Source organism: Pelagerythrobacter marensis (assembly GCF_001028625.1).
Classification (GTDB): Bacteria; Pseudomonadota; Alphaproteobacteria; order Sphingomonadales; family Sphingomonadaceae; genus Pelagerythrobacter; species Pelagerythrobacter marensis.
The window spans coordinates 1677466-1689707 of the sequence record NZ_CP011805.1; the positions used below are offsets into that span (position 1 = coordinate 1677466).

Here is a 12242-nt window from a genome sequence, read left to right on the forward strand (position 1 = left end):
GCAACTAAAATGTCATACTGTCATTATTCTGTAACTGTTGGCGCGATGCCCGATGATTTTGCCATACTTGACATATTGTAGTCGTATGGTTGTCGTTTAATATAAACACCCTCCTTGCAAAGAAAGTGTCACGCCACGGTCCTACTCGGCAGATCGCGATCTCGAATTCGCGACCAATCGATTCTCGGTTTTTTGAGGGGACCGCTCGCTGTGAAAACCATTCAACGTTCTATCGTTCTCGGCTGCGGCCTGGCCATCCTGGCCGGCTGCGGTGCCGACGAGATTTCTTCGCCGGGCACTGGCGGCAATGTGATCATCAATCCGCCCGCAACGCCCCCGCCGCCTCCGCCGCCCCCCCCGCCGCCGCCCGCGACCGTTTCGCCGGCCGCAGGCTGCCCGACGATCGCCGACCCGCAGGGTCTGCTCGACGGCGGCACGATCAGCGGCCCGACCGGCGAATACCGCATCTGCGAACTGCCCGAGCGCTTCAACGCGTCCTCGACCCTGCCCTATGTCGAAGGGCTCCTGTACTTCATGGACGGCCGCGTGGACGTCGGCACCGATGGCGGCCCGACCGCTTCCAACGCTGATACGGACGTGACCCTGACGATCGAACCGGGCGCCATGTTCTACGCCACGGGTTCCTCGTTCCTGATGGTCAACCGCGGCAACCAGATCAATGCGGTCGGCACCGAGGACATGCCGATCATCTTTACCAGCCGCGACAACGTGCTGGGGATCAACGGTGAGAACTCGTCCGGCCAGTGGGGCGGCGTTGTTCTTGCTGGACGCGCTCCGATTACCGATTGTTCAGGCCCCAACACCACGCCGGGCACCGTGAACTGCGAGCGCCAGGTCGAAGGTGCCACAGACACTGCGCTGTACGGCGGTGCTACCGACAATGACAGCTCGGGCACTATGAGCTACGTGCAGATCCGCTATTCGGGCTTCGTCCTTTCGGGTAACAACGAACTGCAATCGCTGACCACCGGCGGCACGGGCACCGGCACCGAGCTGAGCCACATCATGAGCTACAACAGCTCCGACGACGGTGTGGAATTCTTCGGCGGCCACGTGAACCTGAAGAACCTGATCGTGGTCGGGGCGGAAGACGACGCGCTCGACACCGACACCGGCGTAAAGGCGAACATGCAGTACGTGATCGCGATCAGCCGCGCCAACGCCGGCGACACAATCATCGAAGCGGATTCGACCAACACCAATATCGAGAACACGCCGCGTCAGAACACGCAGATCTCGAACGCGACGTTCATCTATAACGGCGCCGTTCGCGACCAGGCGATCCGCATTCGCGGTGGTGCTGACTATGCGATCGTAAACTCGGTGCTGGTCGACGCGACCGGTTCCACCCCGTGCATCCGCATCGACGACACCGAAACCACCCGTGCGGCCAATGGCGGTCTCGACGATGTCGGCCCGCCGGTGTTCAATTCGTTCGTAATGGATTGCGCCACCGGGTTCCGCAACGGCAGCAACGGCGTTTCGGCGGCTGACGCCCAGGCGATCTACGATGCCGGCACGAACAACAACGCCGGTTTCACCAGCACCCTGGCGATGACTTTCGTCAACGGAGCCAACGAAAGCGGCGTGACGGCGTTCGACCCGACCGCGCTGTCGAGCTTCTTCGACAACGCCAACTACATCGGCGCGGTGCGCGACGATGCCGACACCTGGTACGCGGGCTGGACCTGCAACTCGGCGACGGCGAACTTCGGGACCAACACCGGAGATTGCACCTCGCTGCCGATCTACTGATCGGGCGATGAAGGGGGGAGGTGCCTCGCTTTTCGGCGGGCCGCCTCCCCACCCATTTTCGGGCCCTGTGCCCGCCGCACGTTTTTCGGACTTCTAGACGAAGGGGGCTTCCCATCATGTCCACCGGCAAGCAGTTGGCGGGGCTGCTTTTGCTCACCACCGCTCTCACTTTCCCTGGTGCCGCTCTGGCGCAAGGCACCGTTGGCTCTCCCGATACGGGCGCCGACGCAGCTTCTGCATCAGAGAACGAGGCGGAGCCGGCCGACCAGGCCGGCGACGTCGAAAGGCCCGCGGACGAAGCGGAGATATCCATTCCCGGCGGTGGCGGCGAGATCATCGTCACGGGCCGCCGCACGCGCGACGTAACGCGCAGCTCGACCCAAGTCGTTTCGGTGCTCACCAGCGAACAGATCGCGCGCACCGGCGAAGGCGACATTGCGGGCGCCCTGGGCCGCGTGACCGGCCTTTCGGTACAGGGACAGGGCTTCGTGTATGTTCGCGGCCTGGGCGATCGCTATTCGCTCGCGCTGCTGAACGGGATGCCGCTCCCCAGCCCGCAGCCCCTGAGCCGCGTGGTACCGCTGGACCTCTTCCCGACCGACGTGGTCGCGTCCAGCTTCGTTCAGAAGACGTATTCCGCCAATTTCCCCGGCGAGTTCGGCGGCGGTGTCATCAACCTGACGACGCGCGCCATTCCCGATGAGAGCTTCATCAAGATCAGCGCCGGCATAAGCGGCGACGAGCAAACCACCTTTTCGACCGGAAACGACTACTACGGTTCCGATTTCGACTGGTTCGGGTTCGATGACGGCACCCGCGATACCCCGCCCGCCCTGCGCGATTTCTTCGCCAGCGGTCTGCGGATGAGCGATCTGGAGGTCGATCAGCAAGCGATCGCGAAACAGCTCGGCAATCCGAACCTGGTGGTGACGCAGAAGGTCGAAGAACTTCCGGTGAACTGGTCGGCAGGCCTCACCGCCGGCACGTCCTTCCCGATCTTCGGCGATGGGCAGTTCGGCGTCGTCGCCACCGCCGGCATCAGCAACAAGTGGCGCAACCGCTCGATCATCTCGCAGACCGCGATCAACACAGACCTCGACCTCAGCACCGATTTCCGCGATTTCGTGACCGACAACCGGATGCTGGTGAACGGACTGCTCGGCTTCGGGCTCGAAGTGGACGACCATCGCATCCGCTGGACCAACCTCTATATTCGCGACTCGTTGAAGCAGACGCGGCATTCGCTCGGCGACGATCTTCTCGATGGCGATACCCAGTTCATCCAGGATACCGCCTGGTACGAACGGCAGCTGCTCGACAGCCAGCTGGTCGCCGAATTGAAGTTCGGCGATCTCGATGTCGACTTGCGCGGCGGATACGCGGAGACGCGCCGTGAAGCGCCCTATGAATACAGCTTCACGTATGTCCGCACGAACAACGAGAACGACCCGCTGGGCGATCTGTTCATCAACTCGCTCGACCGGCAGCGGGGCAGCGCTTCGGTCGCGTTCTCCCAACTCAAGGAAGAACTGTGGTACGGCGGGATCGACGTCGGGTACGCCCTGACCGACTGGCTGCGCCTTACCGCGGGCTACGCCTATACCGATACCGATCGCTACTCCGAGCGCAGGGAATTCCTGTTCGATGCGGATTCCGGGTTCGAAGACGCCGTCGGCGCACTCCGCCCCGATCTTCTCCTCGGCGATGCGATCATCGATTACTACGACATCGGTCTGATCGAGAGCACGCAATCCGATCCAGCATTTGCGGCCGGGCTCGAAATTCATGCCGGATATGTGCAGACGCGCTTCAATCCGATCCAGGGTCTGACGCTCGATCTGGGCGTCAGGTACGAAGAGGCGACACAGCAGGTCAATCCGGTAGAAGTCTTTGCCGCGCCGACGAACTCGGGCAGTTCGACGCTGCTCGAAAACGATTACTATCTGCCGGCCGGCACGCTGACGTGGGAACTGACCGATTCGCTTCAGGCGCGGGTCAGCGCCTCGAAGACCATCGCCCGCCCGCAGTTTCGTGAGTTGATCTTCCAGACATATTACGACCCGGAAACCGGACGCCAGTTCAACGGCAATCCGTTCCTGATCGACAGCGAGCTGACGAACTACGAAGGGCGGCTCGAATACTACTTCGGCCAGGGCAACCGCGTTTCGATCGCCGGGTTCTACAAGGAAATCGAGAACCCAATCGAAATCTACTCATCGTTCTCCGACAACGTTCAGGTGGCCAGCTTCGCCAATGCGCCAAGCGCCACCCTGGCCGGGGCGGAGCTGGAGTTTCAGTACAACTACGACCTGCTCGATTGGGGTGGCTGGTTCGAAACCAAGCGGATCGTGACGGTGGCGAACTACACCTATACCGACTCCCAGATCGACGTTGCGCCAGACGACGTGACGCTGATCTTCCCGGGCGGCGAACGACCGGCGACAGACTATTTCCGCGACGGCGTGCCGCTGACGGGCCAGTCGGATCACCTGCTCAACCTCCAGTTCGGACTGGAAGATCTGGACCGACTGCAGCAGTTCACCATGCTGTTTTCCTACGCCAGCGAGCGGGTCACTGCCCGCGGCACCAGCTCGCTTCCCGATATCGTGGAAGATCCGGGGCTGCGGGTGGATTTCGTCTATCGGCAGGAACTGGACCTGTTCCGCGTTCCCGTCGAACTCAAGCTGGAAGCGCGCAATATCTTCGGGCGCGACCACTACGAATTCCAGTCCAACGGGACCAACCGCATCGAAATCAATACATACGAAGTCGGCCAGAGTTTCGCGCTGTCGCTATCGACCGAATTCTGACCCCGAGCCACTGGCCATCAAACGGAAAGGCCGCCCTCGTCGGGGCGGCCTTTTCATTTGCAGCGGTGCAGTAGATTCAGACGACGTCGTAAACGTAGCCCAGCGATCGAACGGTGCGCAGCGGACTGTCCGCGCCCGCCGTGCGGAGCGCGCGGCGCAAGCGGCCGACCCACACGTCGACAGTCCGCTCGTCGATCGGCGGTTCCAGTTTGCCCAGCCCCGCAATCAGTTCGGCCCGTGACAGAACCTGGTTGGGGTTTTCGGCGAAGAAGCGCAGCAGGCGAAATTCGTTGGGCCGCAACTGGATCGGGCGCCCGGCCCAGCGAGCTTGCAGCGCAGCCATGTCGATCGCCAGTTCCCCGACTTCCAGCCGCTGCGCCGAATGGCGTCGCTGCTGATGCGATTGCAGGGCCAGCACACGATCCAGCACGGTACGGCGATCCAGCGGACCAATCATGTAATCGTCCGCCCCCGCCCGCAACGCGCGTCGCCGATCGTCGATATCGTCGTTTTCGAGCACCATCGTGACATGCGCATCGGCCGTGCGAGCATCGGCGCGAAGGCGACGACACATCTCCAGCCCGGCAAGATCGTCCATCACCCAGTCGATGAAGGCCCACATCGGACCTTCCAGAAGCTGGCGCGGCCCGTCGGGATACAGCCGCGCGAACACGAAGCGTGTCCCGTCGTGCTCCAGTTCCTCGATCGTGTCGGCAATGTCAGCCGTTAGAAATATGTTGATGACGCCCACGCCCGGCTGTCCCCTTTGTTCGGGGATGAAGTGCCGCGCTCTTATGACGGGTTGGTGACATAACCTTGTCGTTTCACGCCGCCACGGCCGAATTGTCGCGATCTGCGGTCGCAAGCGATCCACAACCCGAAAACCACCCCGAAATCGCCACGCCCTCACATTGTGATGTGTCGATACACTTGCAGAATCACATCGTGATGTGTATCTCACCCGGCATGTCGGACCTAAGCGCAAAAACGATCAAGCAGAAGATCCAGGATCTGGTGTCTTCAGGGAACATGTCTCGCGCAGGTATCGCGCGTGCGGCTGGGCTGCACGCCAATACCCTGCGCGATTGCGGGGAGGAAGGCTGGAATCCGACTTCCGAAACGCTCGACAAGCTGGCCACCTTTCTCCGCGAAAACGATGACCGGCCGGTTCTGGCAACGATCGAGGAGATTATCGACGAAGCGCGCAATGGGCGCATGTTCGTGCTGGTCGACGATGAGGATCGCGAGAACGAAGGCGATCTGGTCATCCCCGCGCAGATGACCACCCCGGCGGCGATCAACTTCATGGCCAGCCACGGCAAGGGCCTGATCTGCCTTTCGCTCGATCGCAAGCGGGTCGAGCGGCTCGGGCTGGAACCGATGAGCCGGAACAATCGCGAATCGATGCAGACCGCCTTCACCGTGTCGATCGAGGCGCGCGAAGGCGTGACGACCGGCATTTCCGCCGCTGACCGGGCGCGCACGATCGCCGTGGCTATCGACGCCGGCAAGGGGCCGGAAGACATTGTCAGCCCCGGCCACGTGTTCCCGCTGGTCGCGCGCGATGGCGGGGTTCTGGTCCGGGCCGGCCATACCGAAGCCGCAGTGGATATTTCGCGCCTCGCCGGGCTCAATCCGTCGGGCGTGATCTGCGAGATCATGAACGAAGACGGCACTATGGCGCGAATGGACGACCTGATCGCCTTCGCCCGCCGCCACGACCTGAAGATCGGGACCATCCGCGATCTCATCGCCTATCGCCTGCGAAACGATCATCTGGTGGAACAGGTCAGCGAAAGCACGCTGCAATCCGATTATGGCGGCGAATGGCGCGCGATGACCTATCGCAGCAAGGTTTCCGGCGCGACCCACGTCGTGCTGCAGAAGGGGCATGTCGATCCCGAGCAGCCGACGCTGGTGCGGATGCACGCGATTTCGATCTTCGACGACGTTTTGGGCCAGTCGGGCGTGCGCAAGCGCCAGCTGCAACGCTCCATGGCGGCAATCGGGGAGCGCGGTTCGGGCCTGATCGTGGTCATCATGCCCGACCGGCCGGAAATGCTGCAGGCCGAAATCGGCCGCCACCCCCACCCTGACGGCGAACTGCGCGATTACGGCATCGGCGCACAGATCCTGGTCGATCGCGGGGTGAGCGAGATGGTCCTGATGTCCGATAGCGAGCGGACGGTCGTGGGCCTCGAAGGATATGGCCTGAAGGTCGTCGGGCGCGAACCGATCCCCGATTGAACCGTCACGGGTGCCCCGGGCCGTCGACAGGCCCGGGGCGCCCGCGCGATCACATCGAACGCGCGATCAGCATTTTCATGATCTCGTTCGACCCGCCGAATATCCGCGTAACCCGGCTGTCGCGGAACATCTTCGCGATCGGATATTCGTTGATATAGCCCCAGCCGCCGTGGAGCTGGAGGCACTTGTCCACCACTTCGCCCTGCAGCTCGGTCAGCCAGTACTTGGCGATGGAGGCGGTCGTCACGTCCAGTTCGCCGCGCAGCAGCTTGGCGATGCAATCGTTCAGGAAGACCTTGGCCGCCGTGCCGCGCGCCTTGAGATCGGCGAGAACGAACTGCGTGTTCTGGAAGTCCCAGATCGTCTGGCCGAAGGCCTTGCGCTGTTTGACGTATTCGACTGTGGTATCGAGCGCCTTTTCGATCGTGCTCATCGCGCCGACCGCGATCACCAGCCGTTCCTGTGGCAGTTCGCCCATCAGCTGGTAGAACCCGCGCCCTTCCTGGCCGCCCAGCACGTTGTCGGCCGGCACGTGGACATCGTCGAAGAACAGCTCGCTGGTGTCGGCGGCGTCCATGCCTACCTTGTCCAGCTTCTTGCCCCGACGGAACCCCTCCGCCCCTTCGGTTTCGAGGCACATGAGGCTGATGCCCTTGGCCCGCTCGTTCGGATCGGTCTTGGCGACGACGACGATGAAGTTCGCCAGTTGCCCGCTGGAAATGAACGTCTTGGCCCCGTTGATCCGGTATCCGTTGCCATCCTTGACCGCGGTGGTGGCCACGTTCTGCAGATCGGAGCCGACGCCCGGCTCCGTCATCGCGATCGCGCTGATCAATTCGCCCGAAACGAGCCGCGGCAGCCAGCGCTTCTTCTGCTCCTCCGTCCCGTGGCGGACGATATAGGGCAGGATGATGACATTGTGCAGCGAGCTGGCGAAGCCATCGACTTCCTTTGCCGCCTGCTGGTCGAGGACGACCAGATCGTGGCGAAAATCGCCGCCGTGGCCGCCGTATTCTTCCGGCACGGTCATGCCCAGCAGACCGGCCGCGCCGGCTTCCTGCCAGAACTCGCGGTCAACCTGGCCATTCTCGCGCCAGCTTTCGACCCGCTTGGCCGGGGCGTGCTGTTCGAAGAATTTGCCGACCGCATCGCGGAACACGGCGATCTCCTCGTCCTGCATGAATTCCGGATCGGGAACGTCGATAACGGGCATTGGGGATTCTCCTCTCGAAACAGTCAGGCGACGGTGCCGCTGTCGCGCAGGCCAGCGATCTCCCCGGCATCGAGGCCGAGCGATTGCAGGATCGCGTCGCTGTCGTCGCCCGGCAGGGGCGCGGGCGGCGGGGTGGCAGGGGCTGTTTGCGAATAGCGCGGCGCGGGCGCGGGCTGGATATCGCCGCCAACCTCAACGAACGCTTGGCGCGCAAGGTTATGCGGGTGGCGTGCCGCCTCGCTCATGCTCAGGACGGGGGCGTAGCACACGTCGGTATGTTCCATCAGCGCGTCCCACTCGTCGCGCGTCTTGGTCTTGAACAGCGCGGCCAGCTTGTCCTTCAGCGCGCCCCAGCGCGCGCGGTCGTGCTGGGCATCGAATTCGGCATCGTTCTCCAGTCCGGCGATCCGGCGCAGTTCGGCGTAGAACTGCGGCTCGATACTGCCGATCGAAACGAACTTCCCGTCGCGCGTTTCGTACGTGTCGTAGAAGTGCGCCCCGGTATCGAGCATGTTGGCACCCAGGTCTTCCGACCAGACGCCCATGTTCTTCATCCCGTGGATCATCGCCATCAGCACTGCGGTGCCATCGGTCATCGCCGCATCGATAACCTGCCCTTCCCCGCCGCGCGCGACATTGAGCAGGGCGGCCACCATGCCGAAAGCCAGCATCATCCCGCCGCCGCCGAAATCGCCGACCATGTTGATCGGCGGGGTCGGCTTTTCCCCTGCCCGGCCGAAATGGGCCAGCGCACCGGCCAGCGCGATGTAATTGATGTCGTGCCCGGCATAGGGGGCGTAGGGGCCCGTCTGGCCCCAGCCGGTCATCCGGCCATAGACGAGCTTCGGATTGTCGCCCAGCAGCTCGTCCGGCCCCAGCCCCAGCCGCTCCATCACGCCGGGGCGGAACCCTTCGATCAACCCGTCCACACTGGCGCAGAGGCGCCGCGCAAGGGCGACGCCCTCCGCGCTTTTCAGGTCGATCGCGATCGACCTGCGCCCGCGCGCCAGCACGTCCTTGCTCGTCACCGGTTGCGAACCGCCGCGCGATCCGCTCGCGCGGTCGATCCGGATCACTTCGGCGCCGTGGTCGGCCAGCATCATGCCGCAGAACGGCCCGGGGCCGATGCCTGCGAATTCCACGATGCGCAGCCCGTTCAGCGGGCCGGCCATCCTACTTGCCCTTCCAGTTCGGCTTGCGCTTCTCGGCAAAGGCGGCGGCGCCTTCGCGTGCATCCTCGCTGACGAAGACCGGGCCGATCAGCGCGCCCTGCCGATCATAGCGTTCGTCCATCGGCCAGGCCCGCGATTCGCGCACGATCTGCTTCGAAACGCGCACCGCGAGCGGGCCGTTGGCCGCGATCCGGGCCGCGAGATCGAGCGCGGCGTCGAGCGCGCTGCCATCGGCCACGCGGTTGATCAGCCCCAGTTCGTAAGCCCGTGCGGCGTCGATGAAATCGCCGGTCAGGGCCAGTTCCATCGCGATCCGTTCGGGAATCTGGTCGGGCAGCATCATGACCCCGCCGGCGGCCGCGACCAGCCCGCGCTTCACCTCGGGAATGCCAAACTGCGCCCCGGCGCTGGCGACCACCAGGTCGCAGGCGATCATCAGTTCCAGCCCGCCGGCCAGCGCATAACCTTCGACCGCGGCGATCAGCGGCTTCTTGGGCGGAGCCTGGACGACGCCGCCGAAGCCGCGCCCTTCGATCATCGGCGATTCCCCGCGCAGGAAACCCTTCAGATCCATGCCGGAACAGAACGTGCCGCCCGCCCCCGTCAGCACGCCGACCCGCAAGTCGTCCTCCGCATCCAGCCGGTCCATCGCCGCGGCGATCCCTTCGGCCGCGGCCTTGTTCATCGCGTTCTTCGCATCGGGCCGGTTGATGGTGACGATCAGCACACCGTCGCGCACCTCCGTCAGGATCTCATCGCTCATCCTCTCACTCCATTTCTTATCGAAACTGTTCTTGCGCCCTTGCTGACCAAGCCTTACGCATACGTCAACCCGATTCCGAAAAGAGATGGAGAGATCGCGACCATGCCAGAGGCCTATATCATCGATGCGGTGCGCACGCCGCGGGGCGTCGGCAAGGTGGGCAAGGGCGCGCTGGCGCACATGCATCCTCAGCATCTGGCCGCCACTGTGCTGAGCGCGATCGCCCAGCGCAATGCGCTCGACACGAAAGACGTCGACGACGTGATCTGGTCCACCAGCACGCAGAAGGGCAAGCAGGGCGGCGATCTGGGCCGCATGGCCGCGCTCGACGCGGGGTATGACGTCACCAGTTCGGGCATGACGCTCGACCGGTTCTGCGGGGGCGGGATCACCAGCGTTAACCTCGCTGCGGCACAAGTGATGAGCGGCATGGCCGATCTGGTCGTTGCCGGCGGGACCGAGATGATGAGCTATACCGCATCCTCCATGCAGGAAGAGATGCAGGCGGGCCTGATGCCGCTGGGCATGGGTTCGGGCAACGAACGCCTGCAGCAGGTCCATCCGCAGAGCCACCAGGGGGTGTGCGGCGATGCCATCGCGACGATCGAAGGCTTCACCCGCGAGGAGCTGGACGTCCTCGCCCTGCGCAGCCAGCGCAATGCGGCGCGCGCGATCGAAGAGGGGCGGTTCGACAAGTCGCTGGTTGCAGTGACCGATGCCGACGGTAACGTCGTGCTGGAGCGGGAGGAATTTCCCCGCCCGCAGACCACGGCCGAAGGGCTGGCAGAGCTTCAGCCGAGTTTCGAGAAGATCGCGCGCACGCCGCTGGATGCGAACGGCACGACTTTCGCCGGGCTGATCAACCAGAAGTATCCCGACCTCGAAATCCGTCATTTCCACCACGCGGGCAACAGCTCCGGCGTGGTCGATGGCGCCGCCGCCGTTCTGCTGGCGGGCAAGGACTATGCCCAGGCCCACGGGCTGAAACCGCGCGCGCGGATCGTCGCGACCGCGAACCAGGGCGACGATCCGACCCTGATGCTCAACGCGCCGGTTCCCGCGGCGAAGAAAGTCCTGGCCAAGGCTGGCCTCACCAGGGACGACATCGACCTGTGGGAAATCAACGAGGCGTTTGCCGTCGTGGCGGCCAAGTTCATCCGCGATCTCGACCTGCCGGAAGACAAGGTGAATGTGAACGGCGGCGCGATTGCGTTGGGCCACCCGATCGGGGCGACGGGTTCGATCCTGATCGGCACCGCCCTGGATGAACTGGAGCGGATTGGCGGCCGCTATGCGCTGGTGACGATGTGCGCCGCCGGCGGCATGGCCCCGGCAGTCGTGATCGAACGGGTCGACGATTTCGTCGATTGAGGATAGCGCACGGCCCATGGACCTGATCGGACCCGTATCGCGCAGCTACATCTCGCAGCGCACCAAGCTTCACTACGCCGACTGGGGCAACCCGGAGGCACCGCCACTGATCCTGCTTCACGGCGGGCGCGATCATTGCCGCAGCTGGGACTGGACGGCCAAGGCGCTGCGCGAAGACTGGCACGTCATCTGCCCCGACCTGCGCGGCCATGGCGACAGCGGGTGGAGCCGGACCGGCTATTACCCGGTCATGGGCTATGTCTTCGATCTGGCGCAGCTGGTCCTGCTCAACGATCTCGCGCCGGTCACCATCGTCGCCCATTCGCTGGGCGGTAATGTCGCGCTGCGCTTTACCGGCCTCTACCCGGACAAGGTCCGCAAGATCGTTGCCATCGAAGGGCTTGGCCCCTCACCCGAACGGCAGGCCGAACGCGACGCACTGGGGCCGGAAGCGATCTGGGGCGAGTATTTCGACAAGAAGCGCGACGCCGCCGCGCGCCAGCTGCGACGCTATGCCACGTTCGACGATGCGCTGAGCCGGATGCACGAGGCGAACAGCTATCTGTCGAAGGAACAGGCCGTTCACCTCACGCAGCATGCGGTGATGCGCAACGAGGACGGGACATTCAGCTGGAAGTTCGATCCGCACCTCCACGCCTGGCCGCCCGAAGACATGCCCTACCCGCAGATCGAGGCGCTGTGGCAGCGTATCGAGTGCCCGACGCGCCTGATCTACGGCAACGACAGCTGGGCTTCGAACCCGGAGAAGGACGGTCGCATCCGCCACTTCCGCAATGCCACGGTCAGCGCCTACGACAACGCCGGGCACTGGGTTCATCACGACCGCTTCCCCGATTTTCTGAAGGAACTGCGCGCGTTCCTGTGATCGC

The 12242-nt window shown here is 63.9% G+C and carries 9 protein-coding genes; 5 read left to right on the forward strand and 4 right to left on the reverse strand.

What is annotated here, in order from left to right; translation table 11 throughout:
- The first annotated feature begins 210 nt into the window (after positions 1-210).
- Together AM2010_RS08140 and AM2010_RS08145 are read left to right on the forward strand one after the other, a co-directional pair.
- Entirely contained in the window at positions 211-1776 is a 1566-nt protein-coding gene (locus AM2010_RS08140) for a hypothetical protein (protein WP_047806650.1), read from the forward strand.
- Between the two features lie 116 nt (positions 1777-1892).
- Positions 1893-4586, forward strand: coding sequence for a TonB-dependent receptor domain-containing protein (locus AM2010_RS08145; RefSeq protein ID WP_047806651.1), 2694 nt, complete (start codon positions 1893-1895; stop codon positions 4584-4586).
- A 76-nt stretch (positions 4587-4662) separates the two neighbouring features.
- Here AM2010_RS08145 and AM2010_RS08150 read toward each other — a convergent pair whose 3' ends face one another.
- Positions 4663-5337, reverse strand: coding sequence for a response regulator transcription factor (locus AM2010_RS08150; protein ID WP_053044008.1), 675 nt, complete (start codon positions 5335-5337; stop codon positions 4663-4665).
- Positions 5338-5552: 215 nt separating this feature from the next.
- On the opposite strand from AM2010_RS08150, the gene ribB reads away from it, so the two are divergent.
- Positions 5553-6833 carry a 3,4-dihydroxy-2-butanone-4-phosphate synthase gene (ribB, locus tag AM2010_RS08155; protein ID WP_047806652.1) on the forward strand — a complete coding sequence of 427 codons (1281 nt, stop codon included), beginning with the start codon at positions 5553-5555 and terminating at the stop codon, positions 6831-6833.
- A 49-nt stretch (positions 6834-6882) separates the two neighbouring features.
- On the opposite strand, the gene AM2010_RS08160 is transcribed toward ribB, so the two are convergent.
- From AM2010_RS08160 to AM2010_RS08170, 3 genes are read right to left on the reverse strand one after another with little or no spacing between them, the layout of a single operon-like run.
- Complete coding sequence (locus tag AM2010_RS08160) at positions 6883-8046, reverse strand: acyl-CoA dehydrogenase family protein (RefSeq protein ID WP_047806653.1); 1164 nt, start codon at positions 8044-8046, stop codon at positions 6883-6885.
- A gap of 23 nt (positions 8047-8069) precedes the next feature.
- Positions 8070-9218 carry a CaiB/BaiF CoA transferase family protein gene (locus AM2010_RS08165; protein WP_047806654.1) on the reverse strand — a complete coding sequence of 383 codons (1149 nt, stop codon included), beginning with the start codon at positions 9216-9218 and terminating at the stop codon, positions 8070-8072.
- Position 9219: 1 nt separating this feature from the next.
- The gene (locus tag AM2010_RS08170) at positions 9220-9981 is read right to left on the reverse strand and encodes a crotonase/enoyl-CoA hydratase family protein (protein WP_047806655.1); all 762 of its coding nucleotides are present in this window, start codon (positions 9979-9981) and stop codon (positions 9220-9222) included.
- 102 nt (positions 9982-10083) lie between these two features.
- Between AM2010_RS08170 and AM2010_RS08175 the strand changes: the two genes are divergently transcribed.
- Both AM2010_RS08175 and AM2010_RS08180 read left to right on the forward strand, forming a co-directional pair.
- Entirely contained in the window at positions 10084-11352 is a 1269-nt protein-coding gene (locus AM2010_RS08175) for an acetyl-CoA C-acetyltransferase (RefSeq protein ID WP_047807817.1), read from the forward strand.
- Positions 11353-11368: 16 nt separating this feature from the next.
- Entirely contained in the window at positions 11369-12238 is an 870-nt protein-coding gene (locus tag AM2010_RS08180) for an alpha/beta fold hydrolase (protein ID WP_047806656.1), read from the forward strand.
- The last annotated feature ends 4 nt before the right edge of the window (positions 12239-12242 follow it).